At 62.0% G+C, this 19,849-nt stretch carries 16 protein-coding genes; 14 read left to right on the top strand and 2 right to left on the bottom strand.

The window, feature by feature from the left end:
• Window positions 1-38 precede the first annotated feature (38 nt).
• The 7 genes from waaF to G7025_RS17565 are packed head-to-tail and all read left to right on the top strand — an operon-like array spanning window position 39 to window position 6,988.
• Window positions 39-1,073, top strand: a complete 1,035-nt coding sequence (gene waaF, locus G7025_RS17535) for a lipopolysaccharide heptosyltransferase II (RefSeq protein ID WP_181080396.1) — start codon at window positions 39-41, stop codon at window positions 1,071-1,073.
• Between the two features lies 1 nt (window position 1,074).
• On the top strand, window positions 1,075-2,136 hold the full coding sequence (gene waaC, locus G7025_RS17540; protein WP_181080397.1) for a lipopolysaccharide heptosyltransferase I: 1,062 nt from the start codon (window positions 1,075-1,077) through the stop codon (window positions 2,134-2,136).
• Window positions 2,136-3,260 (top strand): glycosyltransferase family 4 protein, encoded by a 1,125-nt coding sequence (locus G7025_RS17545; protein WP_181080398.1) that lies wholly within the window; start codon window positions 2,136-2,138, stop codon window positions 3,258-3,260. Before waaC ends, G7025_RS17545 begins: the two co-directional genes overlap by 1 nt.
• The gene (rfaP, locus tag G7025_RS17550) at window positions 3,257-4,063 is read left to right on the top strand and encodes a lipopolysaccharide core heptose(I) kinase RfaP (RefSeq protein ID WP_181080399.1); all 807 of its coding nucleotides are present in this window, start codon (window positions 3,257-3,259) and stop codon (window positions 4,061-4,063) included. The genes G7025_RS17545 and rfaP overlap by 4 nt, the downstream gene beginning before the upstream one ends.
• A complete protein-coding gene (locus G7025_RS17555) occupies window positions 4,063-4,797 on the top strand; it encodes a lipopolysaccharide kinase InaA family protein (RefSeq protein ID WP_181080400.1) in 735 nt (244 codons plus the stop codon). Before rfaP ends, G7025_RS17555 begins: the two co-directional genes overlap by 1 nt.
• Window positions 4,794-5,546, top strand: a complete 753-nt coding sequence (locus G7025_RS17560; protein ID WP_181080401.1) for a lipopolysaccharide kinase InaA family protein — start codon at window positions 4,794-4,796, stop codon at window positions 5,544-5,546. The genes G7025_RS17555 and G7025_RS17560 overlap by 4 nt, the downstream gene beginning before the upstream one ends.
• Window positions 5,546-6,988 carry a lipopolysaccharide kinase InaA family protein gene (locus G7025_RS17565; RefSeq protein WP_181080402.1) on the top strand — a complete coding sequence of 481 codons (1,443 nt, stop codon included), beginning with the start codon at window positions 5,546-5,548 and terminating at the stop codon, window positions 6,986-6,988. The genes G7025_RS17560 and G7025_RS17565 overlap by 1 nt, the downstream gene beginning before the upstream one ends.
• Before the next feature lie 12 nt (window positions 6,989-7,000).
• Here the strand turns inward: G7025_RS17565 and G7025_RS17570 are convergent, their stop codons facing one another.
• Entirely contained in the window at window positions 7,001-9,085 is a 2,085-nt protein-coding gene (locus tag G7025_RS17570; protein ID WP_181080403.1) for a TonB-dependent receptor family protein, read from the bottom strand.
• A 185-nt stretch (window positions 9,086-9,270) separates the two neighbouring features.
• Here G7025_RS17570 and G7025_RS17575 point away from each other — a divergent pair, with 185 nt between their 5' ends.
• From G7025_RS17575 to G7025_RS17600, 6 genes are all read left to right on the top strand, one after another.
• Window positions 9,271-9,627 carry a YceK/YidQ family lipoprotein gene (locus G7025_RS17575; protein ID WP_181080404.1) on the top strand — a complete coding sequence of 119 codons (357 nt, stop codon included), beginning with the start codon at window positions 9,271-9,273 and terminating at the stop codon, window positions 9,625-9,627.
• 142 nt (window positions 9,628-9,769) lie between these two features.
• A complete protein-coding gene (locus G7025_RS17580) occupies window positions 9,770-11,527 on the top strand; it encodes a carbamoyltransferase family protein (RefSeq protein ID WP_181080405.1) in 1,758 nt (585 codons plus the stop codon).
• A complete protein-coding gene (locus tag G7025_RS17585) occupies window positions 11,528-12,427 on the top strand; it encodes a GNAT family N-acetyltransferase (protein WP_181080406.1) in 900 nt (299 codons plus the stop codon).
• Complete coding sequence (locus G7025_RS17590; protein WP_181080407.1) at window positions 12,424-13,830, top strand: PIG-L deacetylase family protein; 1,407 nt, start codon at window positions 12,424-12,426, stop codon at window positions 13,828-13,830. The genes G7025_RS17585 and G7025_RS17590 overlap by 4 nt, the downstream gene beginning before the upstream one ends.
• An 81-nt stretch (window positions 13,831-13,911) precedes the next feature.
• On the top strand, window positions 13,912-15,060 hold the full coding sequence (locus tag G7025_RS17595) for a glycosyltransferase (RefSeq protein WP_181080408.1): 1,149 nt from the start codon (window positions 13,912-13,914) through the stop codon (window positions 15,058-15,060).
• Complete coding sequence (locus G7025_RS17600) at window positions 15,057-15,938, top strand: glycosyltransferase (protein ID WP_181080409.1); 882 nt, start codon at window positions 15,057-15,059, stop codon at window positions 15,936-15,938. Before G7025_RS17595 ends, G7025_RS17600 begins: the two co-directional genes overlap by 4 nt.
• A gap of 52 nt (window positions 15,939-15,990) precedes the next feature.
• On the opposite strand, the gene G7025_RS17605 is transcribed toward G7025_RS17600, so the two are convergent.
• Complete coding sequence (locus G7025_RS17605; RefSeq protein ID WP_181080410.1) at window positions 15,991-17,844, bottom strand: bifunctional O-antigen ligase/aminoglycoside phosphotransferase family protein; 1,854 nt, start codon at window positions 17,842-17,844, stop codon at window positions 15,991-15,993.
• 157 nt (window positions 17,845-18,001) lie between these two features.
• Between G7025_RS17605 and msbA the strand changes: the two genes are divergently transcribed.
• Window positions 18,002-19,807, top strand: coding sequence for a lipid A export permease/ATP-binding protein MsbA (gene msbA / locus G7025_RS17610; RefSeq protein ID WP_181080411.1), 1,806 nt, complete (start codon window positions 18,002-18,004; stop codon window positions 19,805-19,807).
• The last annotated feature ends 42 nt before the right edge of the window (window positions 19,808-19,849 follow it).

Raw genomic sequence — 19,849 nt, forward strand, 5'->3', positions numbered from 1 at the left:
GGAGGCATAAGCCTCCCCGCATCGTTTGTGGAAACTACATGAATATTCTGATCGTTGGGCCCAGTTGGGTCGGTGACATGGTGATGGCACAGACACTGTTCCAGTGCCTGCGCCTTCGCCATCCAGATTGCCAGATCGACGTGCTCGCCCCTGAGTGGAGTCGGCCGATCCTGGAACGCATGCCCGAAGTGCGCAAGGCCTTGAGCTTTCCGCTCGGCCACGGCGCCCTGGAGCTTGCGACCCGTCGTCGCATCGGCAAATCCCTGGCCGGCCAGTACGACCAGGCGATCCTGCTGCCCAACTCGCTCAAGTCCGCGCTGGTGCCGTACTTTGCCGGCATCCCCAAGCGCACCGGCTGGCGTGGCGAATTTCGCTATGTGCTGCTCAATGATGTGCGTACGTTGGACAAGGCACGCTACCCGCTGATGATCGAACGCTTCATGGCCCTGGCCTATGCGCCCGGTGCCGAGTTGCCCACGCCGTATCCGCGCCCTAACCTGCGGATCGACCCGGTCACCCGCGACGCGGCGCTGGCCAAGTTCGGCCTGAGCCTGGATCGCCCGGTGCTGGCGCTGTGCCCCGGTGCCGAGTTTGGCGAGTCCAAGCGCTGGCCCTCGGAGCATTACGCCAAGGTCGCCGAGATGAAGATCCGCGAAGGCTGGCAGGTGTGGCTGTTCGGCTCGAAGAACGATCACTCGGTGGGCGAAGACATCCGCCAGCGCCTGATTCCGGGCCTGCGCGAAGAGGCGGTGAACCTCAGCGGCGACACCTCGCTGGCCGAGGCGATCGACCTGCTGTCCTGCGCCGATGCGGTGGTGTCCAACGACTCCGGCCTGATGCACGTGGCGGCCGCTTTGAATCGCCCGTTGGTGGCGGTGTACGGCTCCACTTCGCCAGGGTTTACCCCGCCGTTGGCCGATAAGGTTGAAGTGGTGCGACTGGGCCTGGATTGCAGCCCCTGTTTTGAGCGCACCTGCCGTTTCGGCCACTACAATTGCCTGCGCCAGTTGTTGCCGCAGCCGGTCAGCGAAGCCTTGCAGCGGTTGCAGGGCGACGTGGTCGAGGTTCACTGAGTTGCGGGTACTGGTAGTCAAGACCTCATCCCTGGGCGACGTGATCCATGCCTTGCCGGCACTGACCGACGCGGCGCGGGCGATCCCCGGCATTCAATTCGACTGGGTGGTGGAAGAAGGCTTTGCCGAAATTCCCACCTGGCATCCGGCCGTGGACAAGGTGATCCCGGTGGCGATCCGCCGCTGGCGCAAAAACCTCTGGCAGACCTTCAAGAGCGGCGAATGGCGGCGTTTCAAAGAGCGCATCCAGTCGACCAAGTACGACCTGGTCATTGACGCTCAAGGTCTGTTCAAAAGTGCCTGGCTGACCCGTTACGTGCGTGCGCCGGTGGCCGGCTTCGACAAGCAGTCCGCACGCGAGCCGATCGCGGCGCGCTTTTATTCCCGGCGCCTGGCGGTGGCCCGCGGGCAGCATGCCGTCGAACGTTTGCGCCAGTTGTTCGCCGTGGCCCTCGGTTATGACTTGCCCAAAGGCTTGGGCGACTACGGCCTGAGGGTCGACAAACTGCTGGGCCTGCCGCCGAAAAAACCGTTCGTGCTGCTCCTGCACGGCACCACCTGGGACACCAAGCACTGGCCCGAAGCCTACTGGCGCGAGCTGGCCGAGCGCATGGGCCGTCTGGGCGTGGACGTAAAGTTGCCATGGGGCAACGCCGCCGAAAAGGCGCGCGCCGAAAGGCTGGCCCAAGGCCTGCCGAACGCCGAAGTGCTGCCCAAGCTGAACCTGGCCGGCGTGGCCCGCGTGCTGGCCGGCGCCCGCGCCTGCGTGGCGGTGGACACCGGCCTGGGGCACTTGGCTGCAGCGTTGGATGTGCCGACCATTTCGCTGTTCGGTCCTACCAATCCGGGGCTTACCGGCGCCTATGGCAAGGCGCAGATTCACCTGGCCAGCGATTGGCCGTGCGCGCCATGCCTGCAGAAACACTGTACCTATCAACCGACGGCCGACGACCTGCGTCGGTTCGACATCACGCGCGAGTCGCCCCTGTGCTTCACGCGCCTGAACCCTGAGCGTGTGGCAAGCCGACTGAGCACGTTGTTACTGGCTGAGGAGCTGCACTGATGCAACTGGCTTTTGTCCTGTACAAATATTTCCCCTTCGGCGGCCTGCAGCGTGACTTCATGCGCATTGCCCTGGAGTGCCAGCAGCGCGGCCACAGGATTCGTGTCTATACGCTGATCTGGGAAGGCGATATTCCGCAAGGTTTCGAAGTGCTGGTGGCGCCCGTGAAGGCGCTGGTCAACCACCGTCGCAATGAAAAGCTGCATGCCTGGATCCAGGCCGACCTGGCCAAGCGCCCGGTGGACCGCGTGGTGGGTTTCAACAAAATGCCGGGGCTGGACCTGTACTTCGCCGCCGACGGCGTATTCGAAGACAAGGCCCAGACCCTGCGCAACCCGATGTACCGCTGGTTCGGGCGCTACAAGCACTTTGCCGAATACGAGCGCGCGGTGTTCGATAAAAACGCCACGACCCGGATCATGGTGCTGTCCGAGCGTCAGCAGCAGCTGTTCACGCAGTACTACGGCACCCAGCCCGAGCGTTTTCACCTGCTGCCGCCGGGCATTTCCCGAGACCGACGCGCGCCGCCGAACGCCAGCGAGATCCGCGCCGAGTTTCGCGCCGAATTCGGCCTGGCCGAGGAAGATTTACTGCTGGTGCAGATCGGTTCTGGCTTCAAGACCAAGGGCGTCGACCGTAGCCTGAAGGCTGTGGCTGCGTTGCCTGCAAAGCTGAAGAAACGCACCCGGCTGTTTGTAATCGGCCAGGACGACCCCAAAGTATTCCAACTGCAGAGTGCCGCACTCGGCCTGGGTGACCAGGTGCAGTTCTTCAAGGGGCGCAACGATATTCCGCGTTTCCTGTTGGGCGCGGACTTGCTGATTCACCCTGCTTACAACGAAGCGGCCGGCATGGTGCTGGTCGAAGCGATAGTCGCCGGCCTGCCCGTGCTGGTGAGCCAGGTCTGCGGCTACGCGTTTTATATCGATAAGGCCCAGAGTGGCCGCGTGTTGGACGAGCCGTTCGAGCAGGCCCAGCTCAATCAATACCTGGTGGATATGCTCGACGATCCGCAGGCGCGCGCGACCTGGAGTCGCAATGGCCTGGCTTTCGCCGAGACGGCCGACCTGTTTAGCATGCCGCAGTACGCTGCGGACTTGATTCTGGCGGAGCCAAACCGATGAAGTTGATTCTTGCCGAACCCTTCAAGACCCTGTGGGCCGGACGCGATGCGTTCGCCGAGGTCGAGAAACTGCAAGGCCAGGTGTTCCGCGAGCTGGCCGCCCGTCGTACGTTGCGTACGGTGGTGGAGGGTCAACCCTATTTCGTGAAAATCCATCGCGGTATCGGCTGGGGCGAGATCCTCAAAAACCTGGTCACCGCCAAGTTGCCGGTCCTGGGCGCGGGCCAGGAGTGGCTGGCGATCCAGCGCTTGCATGAGCTGGGCGTGCCCACCATGACCGCCGTGGCTTTTGGTGAGAAGGGCAGCAATCCGGCTGATCAGCACTCGTTCATCGTTACGCGCGAGCTGACCCCGATTATCAGCCTGGAGGATTTGACCCTCGACTGGCTCAAGCAGCCGCCGGTGCCGGCGATCAAGCACGCCTTGACCGCCGAGCTGGCGCGTACGGTCGGCGCGATGCATCGTGGCGGCGTCAATCACCGTGATTGTTACCTCTGCCACTTCCTGTTGCACACCGACCGACCGATCGCCGTGGATACTCTCAAACTGTCCGTGATCGACCTGCACCGCGCCCAGGTGCGCGCGACGATCCCCATGCGCTGGCGCAACAAGGACCTGGCCGGGCTGTATTACTCCGCCCTGGACATCGGCCTGACCCGGCGCGACAAACTGCGCTTTCTCAAACATTACTTTCAGCAACCGTTGCGCCGGATCCTGGCCGAGCAAGCGGCGCTGCTGGCCGAGTTGGAGCGCATGGCCGCCAAACTCTATGCGCGCAAGCAACGTTACGGGGATGCGCTCTGATGGCGGGCTGGAACCTGGAACCGGCCTACGCCGCCCTGGCGGACGACTTCGGCAGCCTGGAGGCGGTGTTCGCGCTGCAAGGCGAGCGGTTGACTCGAGACCCGTTGTCGGAAGTGATCCGGGTTGAGCGTGGCGGGGTCAATTACTACGTCAAGCGTTACTCCGGGGCGGGCAAGGGCTTGCGCCGTTACCTGGGCAAGCCGCGAGTGAAATCCGAATGGCAGAACCTCAAGCGTTTCGCCAAGTGGGGCATCCCTACCGCTGATGTAGTCGCCTGGGGCCTGGATCGCAACGGGCTGGCCTACAACCGTGGGGCGATGATTACCCGCGAATTGCCCAAGACCGAAGACCTGTCGGTTCTGGCCGAACGCAATGATGCGCGGCTCAAGGACCCCCGCTGGGTCGATGCCATCAGCCGGCAGCTCGCCGAATATACGCGCACCATGCACGATCACCGCTTCACCCATAACGACTTGAAGTGGCGCAACCTGCTGGTGGACGATCAGTGCACCCTCTACCTGATCGATTGCCCCAACGGCGATTTCTGGCGCGGTTTCTGGCTCAAGTACCGCATCACCAAGGACCTGGCCTGCCTGGACAAGGTCGCCAAATATCATCTGTCGGCCACCCAGCGCCTGCGTTTCTATATGCAATATCGACAACGCACCCACCTGACGGCGTCCGACAAACAACGAATTCGCCATGTGGTGAAGTTTTTCGAGGGACGTGAATGAGTGACTTCCTGGCGGCTGCCGACCGGGCCTTGCTGGAGCGCAACGGCCTGGCCACGTTCGACGCGTTGTGGGCCAAGCAGCTCGACGCGGTGGACGAGCCGAACACCAGCCGTGGCGGCTGGAGCAGCGTGTTTCGCCTGGAGCTGGAGGGGCAGGGTTACTACCTCAAGCGCCAGAGCAATTACCTGACGCGCAGCCTGCACCGGCCATTCGGCGAGCCGAGTTTCTCCCGCGAGTTTCGCAATATCAGTCGTTACCGCGCCCTGGGGATCCCGGCCTTGCAGGCGGCGTTCTACGGCGAGCGCAAGGTGGCCGGCGAGTATCGCGCCATGCTGTTGACCCGTGCCCTCGACGGCTGGAACGACCTGGAGTCGTTGCTCGAGCAGTGGTCGTCGCTCAGCGATGTCCAGCACCGCGCGATCCTGCGGGCCTGCGGTGAATTGGCGCGCCGGCTGCACGGCGTCGGCCAGGTGCATGGCTGTTTCTACCCCAAGCATATTTTTCTGCAGGCCACCGGCGACGGTTACGCCGCGCAACTGATCGACCTGGAGAAAACCCGTCCATTGCTGTTCGGCTGGCGTGATCGCGTCAAGGATCTGGAGCCTTTGCTGCGCCGGTCCCCGCAGTGGTCCGAGGTGCAGGTGCGTCAACTGTTGGCGGCCTATCTCGAGCAGCCCGAGGACAGCGCGTTGGTCTCGACCTGGCTGCAGCGCCTCACGGCCCGGCGCAGCCATAAGGAGAAGCGCTGATGCGCCTGTCGGAGCTGAAAAACGTCGGCCGCACGCCGAGCCTGCCGTTGACGCTGGAGCTGGCGGACGCCGCCGGCCCTGGGCAGTTGCAACTGTTGAGCCTGCTGCGCGTGTTGCCAGGCCAGCGCTACGTTGGCGCGGCGGTGTGGCGCGGGCGTGCCGTGCTGGCCAAGCTGCTGGTAGGCAGCAAGGCCGCGCGGCATTTCCAGCGTGAGCTCAGCGGCGTTCGTCTGCTGGCCGAACAGGGCCTGACCACGCCGTTGCTGCTCGCGGACGGCCTGCAGGAAGGCGAGGGAGGCTGGTTGCTGTTCGAATTCATAGAGGGCGCACAAAGCCTGGCCGACGCCTGGCAGACGGTCGAAGGTTTGCCGCCGTTGGCCGACGAACAAACCGCCGTGCTCGCTGAGGCGCTGGGCGCGATCGCACAGATGCACACCAAAGGGCTGTGGCAGGAAGACCTGCACCTGGACAACCTGCTGCGCCAGAACGGCAAACTGTACCTGATCGACGGTGCCGGGATTCGCGCCGAAGAGCCTGGCAAGCCACTGTCGCGCAACCGTGTGCTGGAAAACCTGGGCGTATTTTTCGCCCAGTTGCCCAAGAATCTTGAGCCGTTCACCGAAGAGTTGCTGGTGTACTACCTGCTGGGCAATGGTGAACACGCCTTGCCTCTGGAGGCCTTGGAAAAACAGGTGCGTAAGGTCAGTGCGTGGCGCTTGAAAGACTATCTGGACAAGGTCGGCCGTGAGTGCACGCTGTTCAGCGTGGAGCGCGGTGCCTTTGGGTTGCGCGCGATCCGTCGCGAGGAGGTGCCGGCGATGCTGCCGGTACTGGAACAGGCCGACGCCCTGCTCGAGCAGGGCCACCTGTACAAGACCGGCGGCGCCGCCAGCGTAGCCAGGGTCGAGGTGGCCGGTCGGCCGCTGGTGATCAAGCGCTACAACATCAAGGGTTTCACCCATTGGCTCAAGCGCTTCTGGCGCCCAAGCCGCGCCTGGCATTCCTGGCGCGAAGGCAACCGTCTGGCGTTCCTCGGCATCAGCACGCCCAAGCCGCTGGCCGTGCTGGAAAAGCGTTTCCTCTGGCTGCGCAGCCGCGCGTACCTGATCACCGAATACCTGCCGGGGCCGGACATCATCGAGCGCTTCGCGCCCTTCGTTGAACACGGCGACGCACCGGAAAACGAACTGCAGGCGCTGGATCGTCTGTTCGCCGAGTTGATCCGCGAGCGCATCAGTCATGGCGATTTCAAGGGCCACAACCTGTTCTGGCACGAAGACCGCTGGGCGCTGATTGACCTTGACGCGATGTGCCAACACCGCAGCCTGGCCAGCTTCGCCCCGGCCTATGCCAAGGACCGTGCGCGATTTATGCGTAACTGGCCGCAGGACAGCGCGCTGTATCAGCTGATCGATGAGCGTTTGCCCAAGCAGCCCACCTGAGCGCTTCGACGCTCAGAATTGATACTCGGCCCCGGCGCCGGCGTACCACGAACGGCCGGGCGCGGCTTCGTAGTAGCGGCCGTTGCCATCGCCGACAATGACCGAGCCCACATACTGCCGGTCCAGCACGTTATCCAGGCGCAAGGTCTGGTGGAAAGTCCAGTGCTCGACCTTCTGTTCCAAGCGCGCCCGCCAGTTGAATACGCTGTACCCCGGCGCGGCGTGCTGCTGGTTGGTGTCTTCGACATAGACCTTGCTGCGGTACAGGCCTTCAATGGCGCTGCTGACCCAGTCCCGCGGTTTCCAGTTCAGCTCGGCAAATAGCGTGGTCTGCGGTACGCCGGGGAGGTAATTGCCTTTATCCACCGGGTTGCCGCCGCCCATGAAGGCGCTGTCGTAGGTGGCTTGCAGGCGGGTGTAGGCGAGGTGGGTGCTCCATTGTTCCGCCAGCTGGCTTTGCAGGCCAAGTTCGAAGCCGCGACGCAGGGTGCGGCCGGCGTTTTGATAGCTGGTGCGCCCGCCCAGGGATTGATTGACCACCAGTTCATCCTCGGTGGTGATCTGGAACACGGCGGCGTTGACCCGCGTGCTCCCCACCTGCGCCTTCAAGCCCACTTCATACTGGGTGCTGTCTGACGGCTTGAGGCCAAAGTTGAAACCTTCGGCGTTACCCGGTGCGTAGGCCAATTCGGCCTGGGTGGGAGTTTCGAAGCCCTTGCCTGCGCTGACGTAGCCGTGCAGGTCGGGGGTGAAGGCGTACATCACGCTCATGGAAGGCGTCGTTTTTCGATAGATCTTGCGTCCGCTGGCGTCGCCATTGCTGAGGAATTGATCGTCGACGTCCATCTCCATGCTGCTATGGCGCACACCTGCTTGCAGGGTCCAGCGATCAAGGGCCCAATTGGCTTGCAGGTAGGGATCAAGGCTGCGCGCCGTGTCGACTTCGTCACGACGTAACTGGCCTTTTACGCCCAGCGTGTTGCCGCTGTAGTTCTGGTAGCCGTGGCGGCTGTCCTGGCTCTGGTCGAAATCCAGCCCGCCGATAATCATCAACTCCCCCGGCGCGCTGTCAATGGGCTGCATCCAGCGCGCGCCGGCGCCGTAGAACTGGCGATCGAATTGCACGACGCCGCCGCCCCGCTCATTGGCGGGCGTGCCTTTGGGGATCGACAGGTACTGAATGACGCTGCGCCGCCCCGTATACGCATTCACCTGCAGCGTCGCGTCACCCACATACCGCTCGTAGTTCATCCCCACTTGCTGGTGGTCGATGCTTTTTCGCGTGTTGTACGTCAGGGCGTTGGCGCTCACTGAGCGTGGATCGGCTTTGTAGGCGGCCCACGTCTGCCCCAGCGGGTCCTGGGTGCCGTTCTGCTCCAGGCTGCTGTAGATCAGTGCCAGCTTGCTGTCATCGTCCGGGTGAAGGTTGAGCTTGGCGAAGGTCTGGTCGCGACGGGCGCTGCTGTGGTCGCGGTAGCCGTCGGTGTCCATGCGCGAGGCATCCAGCACGAAGCCGGCGCCATGGGTGGCGCCTTCTGCGGTGAGGTGGTTCTTGTTCAGGCCGTCGCTGCCCACCAGGGTTTCGGCGCCGATACGCGGCGCGCCTTCGCCTTCACGCGAGAACATCTGAATCACACCCCCGGCGTTGCTGCCGTACAAGGTCGCGGCCGGTCCGCGCAGCACTTCAATGCGTTCGGCGGTATCCAGGTTGAACGTGGCGGCCTGGCCCTGGCCGTCCGGGGTGCTGGCGGGGATGCCGTCGGCAAACAACTTGATCCCGCGTACGCCAAACGCCGAACGGGCGCCAAAGCCACGGGAGGAAATCTGCAGGTCCTGCGCGTAATTCTGACGGTTCTGGACCACCAGTCCGGGCACGCGCGCCAAGGCTTCGGAGGCGTTGATGCCCAGTTGGCCGTCGCTGATCTGGTCGCGGTCGATTGCGTCCACTGAGTAAGGCAGGTCGAAGGTCGGGCTGGCGCTGCGTGAACCGGTGACGACGCTGGGGTCGAGTATCAGGGGCGCGTCTTCCGCGCCTGCGGTGTCACATAGGGCCAACAGGCCGGGCAGCAAGAGGGTGAGGCGGGTGAGGTGGTTCATCAATCGGCCGAATTCCGTGGCGCTTAGGGTGTAAACGCGCAAAAAGGCGCGAGTTTAGTGGCTCGCGCAGCTTTTATCATTTCGGAATCAGCCTACGCTGCAAATCGGCATTCCCACGCTGGGCCTCCAGGGGCGTCGATGTTAGCGTGGCACGCTTCGTTAATGACAAGCAAAAGGAGCGGTTTGTGAAGACTCTGCCCTGCGTCTTATGGTTGCCTGTGCTGCTGGCGCTGGCCGGTTGCGGCACGATCAACACCGTGTTCCGCCCCGACGCCGTGACCAGCCAGAATCTCAAGGATTCGCGCAGCCACTGCGACAACGTACCGCGCATCTACAGCGGTGTGATCTATGGGTTCTGTACGCTTAATGGCGAGCCTGCCCCCGATAAGAACCTGCAGGACAGCGGCCAGATTGGGCTGGGGCGCGATTCGATACCGGCCATCGCGGTCGAGTTCGTGGCGTCCGGCGTACTGGACACATTGGCACTGCCTTATACGATCTATCGCCAGAACAAGGATGGCAGCATCGAGATCTACCGCTAGGCCCACTTGCCGCTTGCCGCTAACAGCTTCCCACTGCTTTTAAGCTATAATCCCGCCCTTTAGCTGTTTCCCGCCTGGGCGGGAAGCGCACTTTTTTCAGGCGCAACCCGCCTGCATGCAGACTAAAAGAGGCTAGACCCCTGTGGCATTGACGATTCTTGGCCTGTCCGGCGCCCTTAGCCATGATCCTTCCGCAGCCCTGTATATCGACGGCAAGCTGATCGCGGCCGCCGAAGAAGAGCGCTTCGTACGCGACAAACATGCAAAGAACCGCATGCCCTACGAGTCGGCGAAGTTCTGCCTGGAGCAGGCCGGCATCAAGCCTTCGGACGTTGACGTGGTGGCGATCCCGTTCGCCCCGATCAGCCTGTTCGGCGAGGCGCGCTGGCACTATGCCAAGCGTTACTGGTACGCCCCGGACCGCGCGCTCGACGCGATCCTGATGGGCAATCGTCGCTACAAGCGCTATCGCAACAAGATCGTATGGTGCCTGGAGCAACTGGGCTTCGATCCCAAGAAGATCAAGATCGAGCCGGTCGAGCATCACCTTGCCCACGCCTCCAGTGCCTACCACTGTTCCGGCTTCCAGGAAAAAACCGCGATCCTCGGTATCGACGGTAAAGGCGAGTACGCCACCACGTTCTTCGGCTACGGCGAGAACGGCAAGATCCACAAAATCAAAGAATTCTACGACCCGGACTCCCTCGGCGGCCTGTACGGCGCTATCACCGAGTTCCTCGGTTTCGAAATGCTCGACGGCGAGTTCAAGGTCATGGGCATGGCGCCGTATGGCGATGCCAGCAAGTACGACTTCTCGCGCCTGGCCTCGTTTGAAAACGGCGAGCTGGTGATCAACACCGACTACGCCAACGTCATCGGCCTGCGTCGCTACAAAGAGAAGGGCAAGGGCTTCTACTTCTCGCCGAAACTGATCGAGTGGCTGGGCCCCAAGCGCGAAGGCGATATCGCCGACGAGCCCTACATCCACTACGCCGCCAGCATGCAGGCGCTGTTTGAAAAGCTGGCCTTGCAGATGATCGACCACTATCTGGGCGACATTCTGAAGGACACCGGCAAGCTGGCCTTCGCCGGTGGCTGTGCGCTGAACGTCAAGCTGAACCAGAAAATCATCGCCCGTGACGACGTCAAAGAGCTGTTCGTGCAGCCGGCGTCCGGCGATGCCGGCACCGCTGTCGGTGCGGCCGCCTATGTGTCCCACGCCCGTGGTGTGCCGGTGGAGAAGATGGAGCACGTCTACCTCGGCCCGTCCTATAGCAACGAAGACGTGATTGCCGCGTGCGCCAAGCACGAGAGCAAGCCGAACTGGCGCAAGATCGAGAACATGCCGCAGCGCATCGCCAGAATCATGGTCGACGGCAACCCGGTGGCCTGGTTCCAGGGCCGCATGGAGTTTGGCCCGCGTGCGCTGGGCGGTCGTTCGATCATCGGTTGCCCGAGCGCCACCGGCGTGGCCGACCGCATCAACCACCAGATCAAGTTCCGCGAGCGCTGGAGGCCTTTCTGCCCGTCGATGCTCGACACCGTAGCCCCGCAGATGATCAAGGTCGATCACCCGGCGCCGTTCATGACCTTCACTTTTGAAGTGGCCGAAGAATGGAAAACCCGGGTGCCGGAAGTGGTCCATGAAGATGGCACCTCGCGCGCCCAAGTGCTCAAGCGTGAGTACAACCCGCGCTACTACGACATGATGAAAGAGCTGGAAGTCCTCACCGGTAACGGTGTGTCGTTGAACACCTCGCTCAACCGCCGTGGCGAAGCGATGATCTGCTCGCCCACCGACGCGCTGAACATGTTCTTCGGCTCCGACCTGCAGTACCTGATCATGGAAGACATCCTGGTGGTCAAGGATGGCGTGGACCCTTATGACGCTGTGGTCTAAATGCTGAATCGCTTCCAGGCATGGCGTGAACGTGGCGGCTGGCAGCCTGTAGAGGCTGAGGTTTACGCCCAGGCCTGGCAGCGCTTCGGTGGCAGCGTGGCGACTCACCCGCAGGTGGTCGAGCGTCTGGCCGGCCTGGCGCGGATTCCGGTGCGCTACCTGGGGTGGGAACAGGACGGCGAACTCAAGGGGGCGATTGCCACGTGGGGGCGCGACCTGGCGCTGTCCAAGGACGTGCTCAAGCGCAACGGCAAGAAGGCCTTGTTCGACCTGGGCAATGCCGAGATCATCCTGCCGATTGCCGCCGATGCCCAGTTGCCGGTGCGCCATCGCGGACGCTATCTGTCGGCCTTGAATGAAGGGCGGGTGGGTACCCTCAAGCCCCAGGCCGAACAATTGGCCATGGCGCGCACCCCTGAAGACTTGTCGAAAAAGTTTCGCTACAACCAGCGTCGCGAATTGCGCCTGCTGGAAGAAGCGGGCGGTGTGGTGCGCGCGGTCAGCGAGTTCTCCAGCGTGGAGCTGGCGGCGATTTATTGCGACCTGTTCCAGCGCCGCTGGGGGTTTCCGGCGGCAGGCGCGGCGCGCTTGGCTGAGGTGCTGGAGTTGCTCAAGGAGTTCCTGTTCGGCTCGGTGCTGTTTCTCAATGACGCCCCGATCGCCGTGCAATTGGTGTATCAGGTGCAGTCTCGCGAGTGGTTCAGCGCCGAGTACGTCAACGGCGGCGTCGACCCGCAAACCCGTGCGTTCAGCCCCGGCAGCGTGCTGAGTTTTCTCAATACCCAGAGTGCCTGGGAGCAGGCGCGTGCGGCGGATAAGTCACTGCGCTTTTCCTTCGGTCGCGCCGACCGTGAATACAAGGAGCGCTGGTGCAATCCGGTGCCGGTGTTCAGCCTATGACTCGCAAGCAGCAACTGCTCAAGCGCCATCGGCGCAACAAGCGCATCGCGCTGCTGGTCAGTTTGCTGATACTGGTCGCGACCGGCTTACTGGTGGCCTGGTGGTTGCCGTTGATCCTCGCAGTGCTGCTGTGGATGGCTCATGAGGCCTGGTTTTCCGACCACCTGTTTTACTCGCCCAAAGACAACTATGAATACGCGTTTCCCGCCGGCAGCGAACAGCCTGGCTTGCGCCTGGAGGCGGGACGCTTGCTGCTGGATACACCGCTGGACGCGGACGACACGCTGATTGTCGGTATTGAACTGCGAAGCTCATGGCTTGGGCGTTTCTGCGATCCGGCGGTGGAGCTGCTGGGCCTGGATGCGCCGGATCGCCAAGCCTTCGAGCGTGGGGTCGGTGGGCGTCGTTATCTGAATCTGACCGGCGCCGCCGAAGCATTGGCCGCGGGCAGGGTAAAATTGCGCGGCCGGTTTTGTCGGATCAAAGGGCAGCCTGTGCTGTGGCGCTTGCGCCAGCCGGACTATCGCCAGCAACGGGTCATGGTGATCGCGCCGCACGCCGACGATGCTGAGCTGGCGGCGTTCAGTCTTTACAGTCAGGCGGCCGAAAGCTGGATCGTGACCCTGACCGCAGGTGAGATCGAAGCCGAACATTATCAACGCATGGGCCTGCCCACAGCTGAGGCTGCGCGCCTCAAAGGGCGCTTGCGCGCCTGGGACAGCATTGCCGTGCCACGCTGGGCTGGCGTGCCGGAGGCGCAGTGTGTGCAGCTGGGTTACTTCTGTATGCAGCTGCAGGCAATGCAGGCCGCGCCGGACCGACCCCAGGCCTCGCGCGAGGCCGAGTTGAGCGATACGCGGCTGTTTCGCCAGTTCAACGGTTTCGCGCTGCCCGGCGATGTGGACGGCGCGCCGACCTGGCACAACCTGGTTGCCGATCTGCGCGCGCTGCTGCTCAAGGCGCGGCCACAGGTGATCGTGCTGCCGACGCCCTTGCTCGATCCCCACGCCGATCATATCTGTGCCCATGCCGCGGTACTTGAAGCCTTGCAAGGGCTGGAATGGCGACCCGACACATTGCTCGGCTACGCCAATCACCTGCATGATAACGACCGCTGGCCCATGGGGGACTCCGGCACCGGAGTCGCACTGCCGCCGCATTTTGATTCGGCAGCTGAGCTTGTGCCCTGCTGTGTTGCGCTGACCTTGAGTCAGCAGCGGGACAAGGCCATGGCGTTGGGCATGATGCACGACCTGCAGCCGCGAGCACCGTTCAAGCGCCGCGTGCGCAAGTGGTTGCAGCAGGTTCTGGCGGGCCGTGGTCCATCGCCCTATGGCGAAAATGAATTCTTTCGCAAGGCCGTGCGTCGTCACGAGCTGTTGTGGGTCCTGAGGCAGGACTGAAATCCCATTGAAGGCAGGCCGGGCCTGTCGCTCCTTTTTACCGGGCCGTGTGCCCGTAGCCAGATCGCTGCATGGAGAGTTATGAAGCCGCGTTTCAAGGTTTTGCAGTTACAGCCGGACTACAACGTCAAGACCCATGACTTCGCCGACCTGGGTGAGCAGATCGTCAAATCGCTGCCGGTTGAGCGTTTCGAGGTGACATCCGGCTTTCTCAGCGGGCGCCCGCTGCCCGGCCAACCCCTCAGCGTCGCCGAGCACTCACATTATTTCGAGCTGCCGGAAAAGTCCCTCAAGGGTATTCGCTTTGGCGCCATGTGGCAGATCTACAAGTACTGCCGCGAGCAGAAATTCGATGTGGTCATCTGTAACCGCTTTAAATCGGTGAACATGATGCTATCGCTCAACCGCTGGTTGAAGATCCCGCTGTGTATCGGCATCTCCCATGGTTTTGGCGAATACGCGCGCGGTTATCGTCGACGTCAGACTCGGCGCTGGGTCAGCCCGGCCTGGCGCTTTGTCGGTGTGTCGGAGGCGGTGAAGGACTACCTGGTCGGCCTCGACTGCGGGTTCACGCGGGAAAACACCACCTACGTGACCAACGCCATCGACATTCCTCAGGCAGAAGCGTTGCAGTTGTCCCGCGAGGACGCCCGCAAGGCCTTGGGCCTGCCAATGGATGCGCGGATGATCGGCGCATTGGGCCGCCTGGTGCCGATCAAAGGCCACACCCATTTGCTGCAAGCGTTCGCCACGCTCAAGGACAAATACCCTCAAGCGCAGGTCGGAATCATCGGCTCCGGTCGTGCCGAAGCCGATCTGCGTGCGGACATCGAGCGCCTGGGGCTGACCGGCCGCGCGCACTTGCTGGGCTTTCGCGAAGACGGCATGAAATACGTGCGCGGCTTCGACATCTGGACCATGCCATCGCTGTTCGAAGGCCTGGGCCTGGCGCTGCTGGAAGGCATGAGCGGCCATTTGCCGGTGATTGCCTCCAATGGCCCTGCGATGCTGCCCCTGGTACAGGGCGCGGGTGGCCTGTCCCATGACCCCGGCAATGTCGAACAGTTGGCCGCGGCCCTGGATACCTATCTGGCGCTGAGCGATGAGCAGTTGCGTGCCAAGGGTGAAGAGGTGTTCCGCTATCTGCAAGCCAACCACACGCTTGATGAATTCAAGCACAAGTACCTGACTCTGATTGAAACCGGTTTGCGTGAAGTAGGTAGAGCATGAATCAGCCACAACCCCTGGTCTCGGTGATCATCGCGTCCTACAACCACGGCCGGTATATCGAAGAAAGCATTCTCAGCGTACTGGGGCAAACGTACCCCAATATCGAATTACTGGTGGTGGACGACGGCTCCAAGGATGACAGCGTCGAGCGTATCCGGCGTTTGCAGGCCGAGCACGGTTTTGACTTTCAGGTGCAACAGAATCAGGGGCTCAGTGCCACCCTCAATGGTGCGATCGCGCGCGCGAAAGGGAGCCTGATCGCACCGTTCGGTTCGGATGACATCATGCTGCCCGATCGTATCGCGACCCAGGTAGCGTACATGGAGGGCAAGCCAACGGTGGGGATGTGCGCCGGCAACATCGAGCTGATCGACGGCGACGGTAATCTGCACCCTGAGAAGAAACAACGTCGCGACGTGCCATTTCGCCGTCTCGACTTCGATGACATCTTCATGGATCGCAAGCCTTTCCCACCGGCGCCGACCATGCTGATTCGCCGTGAAGTGCTGGAGCAGGTCGGAGGTTTTGACCCGCAGATTCCTCTGGAAGACCTGCTGATCCAATTGAAAATCACAGCGGCGGGCTACACCATCGACGCCCTCGACCAAGTGATGGCGCGCTATCGGCAGCACGCGAGCAATACCTACAAAAACCACCGCTACATGATTCAGAACATTCTCAAGACCTATGCCAAGTTCAGCGAACACCCGGCCTATGACGCGGTGCGCTACAACTTCCTGAACTCGATGTTCCTCAAGACAGCCGACCGTGATCGGCCACTGGCGAAGGAAATCCTCAGGCAGATCCCGCTGAAGTTCTGGGGGCGCAAGACTTTGCGCGGCCTGGTGAGGTTGTATCTGCTGCCGCTCAAGCACTGAGCGGGCAGGCGGTGAAAAAGGCGACTATCAGCAGTGATAGTCGCCTTTTTTATCAGGTGGCGGGATGGGCCAGCGCCAGGACCTGCTCGCGGATCTTATTGGTGGCGCCCTGGCTGGCAATGCAGGCATAACCTTTGGCCAACTGTTCGAAGTGGGTCTCGAACAACCAGGCGCGATCCTGCGGGTAGCGCTGCATATGGCGCAGGTTGCGTTGGCGCAAGGTGTTGCGCAGCGGCGACGGAAAGATGCGCAGGTCGGCGATATCAATCAGGCCGAACTCGCCGTCATCCATCAGCAGCACATTGCCCAGGTGCAGCGACCGGAAGTACACACCGCGTTCATGCAGCTGGGCCATGAACTGGCCAAAGCGTTCGATCAGGGACTCGCGCAGGCTGCTGTCCAGGCTTTGCAGGGCCTGGCGCAGGGTCAGGCCAGGCAGCGGCGAGTAAACGACCGCGCTGCTGCCATCACGCATTCCATACAGGGCAAGGATCTGCGGCGTGGGGATACCCAGGGTGCGCAGGCGCTCGGCGTTGTTCGCAAATCGTTCAGAGTAGGGGTTGAAGCTGCCCGAGGTGTACCAGCGGCGCGGGCGGAAAACCTTGAGGAAGCGCCCGTCGGACAACCGCAGCACTTTCGGGCCCAGGCCATCGGCTTCTATGACATGGGCATCGCTGCACAGTTGCTCGAACGCTTCTGGCTTGAGCGGCTGAGCCGACCTGTCCAGCACGCTGCGACGACGTTGGGCGATGCTCAGGCCGGCGATGATTGCCAATGGAATCCACAACAGGAACCAGTGCTCCTTGGGGCGCGACAAAATCCCACCGCCTTCGGTCAGGCCGGCGCCGATGCCGTAGGCGAGCAGCGATGACGCCAGGATGAACAGCGGCTGCGCCCGTTCCTTGAGACTCTTGTACAGGCCCCAGCCGAGCATGAAGATCCAGGGGATAAAGCCGATGATGCCCACGTAATACAGCACGCCCAAGGCAAAGCTGTGGGGCTCGCGCAGTTGATAACCGTCGGCCAGTGTCAGGTACAGCTCGGAGTCGTAGCTGTGGCCGATCCAGGGATGTTCGGCGATGAGCTTGAGCGACATGTCCCACAGCACAAGGCGGAATGAGCTGCCACGGGTGGTGATGATCTCGGGGTAGAACAGCAGCGCCGCAGCGCCAGCGAGCAGTGCGATGATCAACAGCGCAGCGCGGCGGTTACGGCTGATGAAGATTATCCAGAGGATGCTCAGGGTCAACGCCACCATGGGTGTGCGTGAGCCCGTGGCGATGACCGCGGCGGTCATGATCGCCAGGGCGGGCACGCTGAACCACAGCACGTGCAGGCGTTGGGTGGTAACGCAGACATATAGCCAGTAAACGCAGAAAAACCCGAATACGTGGGAGCTGAGCAATGGGTTGTCGAGAGCGCCGCGCCCGCCGATCATGCGCATCCCGGGCTCGTAGGCCTGGATGAATACCACCAGGTTGCATGCGCACACCACCAATGCGATCACCGCCGCACTGAAGAAAATCGGCTTGAACAGTTCATGGCGGTAATGCAGCAATAACCCGCAACCGGCGAACAGCATGAACGTGTGCAGGGGGCGCTTGAACAAGTCGGTGTCGGGATGGTGCTCCGGGCTCCAAAGCAGACTGATCAGCGCCCAGGCGGAAAACAGCAGAAACGCGATCGCCAGCGGCTCGCGCAACAGCTCCTTGATTTCCCTGGGGCGCAGGCACAGCAGCAGCAAGGTCGGCGCGCTGAAAAGACCGTAGTAGAACTTGTGCAGCACATTGCGGTTGGTCACAAAGAACAGCGCACTCAGAAGCAACAACAAGCCTATGGGCAGAAGCCAGAGGACCAGGAAGTCGAAGACGCGATTTTTGCCATAACTGAGGCGATTGGAGTGCATATAAAAAGCCATTCCAGAAAGAGAAAGCCGACCATCTTAAGGTAGTGGCATTATAATGTCGCTGGTTGTGGCCAGCCCGGCATTGGGTCATGCCGGGTGCAAGTACAACAGAGAAGCTGTGCTAAAGTCAGCCTCCTTTTTTAAAACGCCGCGTGATATGACCGATTCCAGTCCGAGCGCAAGCCCTTCGAGCTTGAAAATATACTTCCGTCTGCTCAGTTATGTGAGGCCCTACGCGGGCTTGTTCGCGCTGAGTATCCTCGGATTTCTGATTTTCGCGTCGACCCAGCCGATGCTGGGTTACATCCTCAAATACTTTGTCGACGGCCTGTCCAACCCTGAGGCCGTGCTTTTCCCCAGCGTGCCGTACCTGCGCGACCTGCAGTTGCTGCAAGCCGTGCCCTTGCTGATCATCCTGATCGCCGCCTGGCAGGGCCTGGGTTCGTTCCTGGGCAACTACCTGCTGGCCAAGGTCTCCCTGGGCCTGGTCCACGACCTGCGCGTGCAGTTGTTCAATAACCTGCTGACGCTGCCCAACCGCTATTTCGACAATCACAATTCCGGGCATCTGATTTCACGTATCACCTTCAACGTGACCATGGTCACTGGCGCTGCGACCGATGCGATCAAGGTTGTGATCCGTGAAGGCATGACGGTGATCTTCCTGTTTGCCTCGCTGCTGTTCATGAACTGGCGCCTGACGCTGGTGATGATCGCCATCCTGCCGTTGATTGCGGTGATGGTCAGCACGGCGAGCAAGAAATTTCGCAAGCAGAGCAAGAAGATTCAGGTGGCGATGGGCGATGTGACTCACGTGGCTTCGGAAACCATCCAGGGCTACCGCGTGGTGCGCAGCTTCGGCGGCGAAGTGTATGAAGAAAAACGCTTCCTCAAGGCCAGCCAGAGCAACACCAACAAACAGTTGCGCATGACACGCACCGGGGCAATCTACACGCCGGCGCTGCAACTGGTGATCTACACCGCGATGGCGGTGCTGATGTTCCTGGTCCTCTATCTTCGTGGCGATGCATCGGCCGGTGACATGGTGGCCTACATCACGCTGGCCGGTCTGTTGCCCAAGCCGATCCGCCAGCTCTCGGAAGTCAGCTCGACGATCCAGAAGGGTGTAGCGGGCGCCGAAAGCATTTTCGAACAGCTGGACGAAGAGGTCGAAATCGACCACGGCACGATCGAGCGCGACAAGGTCAGCGGGCGCCTCGACGTGCGCAACCTGAACTTCACCTACCCAGGCACCGAACGCCATGTGCTCAAGGACATCAGCTTTACCGCCGAGCCTGGGCAGATGATCGCGCTGGTGGGGCGCTCGGGCAGCGGCAAGTCGACCCTGGCCAGTCTGATCCCGCGTTTCTATCACCATGAAAGTGGCGAAATCCTGCTCGACGGTATCGAGATTGAACACTACAAGCTGCTCAACCTGCGCAAGCATATTGCCCAGGTGACCCAGCACGTGACGTTGTTCAGCGATACCGTGACCAACAACATCGCCTACGGCGACCTGGCCGGCGCCCCCCGCGCGGACGTCGAAGCCGCCGCGGCGGACGCCAACGCCAAGGACTTCATCGATCAGTTGCCCAAGGGTTTCGATACCCAGGTCGGCGAAAACGGTGTGCTGTTGTCCGGCGGCCAGCGCCAACGCCTGGCGATTGCCCGCGCGCTGCTCAAGAATGCGCCGTTGCTGATCCTTGACGAGGCCACCTCGGCGTTGGATACCGAGTCCGAGCGTCACATTCAGGCGGCGCTGGACAAGGTCATGCAGGGCCGCACCACCCTGGTGATCGCGCATCGCTTGTCCACCATCGAAAAGGCCGACCTGATCCTGGTGATGGACGACGGCCGGATTGTCGAGCGCGGTACGCACAGCGAACTCCTGGCACAGAACGGCTACTACGCCCGCCTGCATGCCATGGGCCTGGATGCACCGATTGCCGCCGACATTACCTGAACCTTGTGTGGGAGCCGGCGACCGGCTCCCACATTGCAAAAC

It is taken from the genome of Pseudomonas lurida, from assembly GCF_013522705.1.
GTDB lineage: Bacteria > Pseudomonadota > Gammaproteobacteria > Pseudomonadales > Pseudomonadaceae > Aquipseudomonas > Aquipseudomonas quebecensis.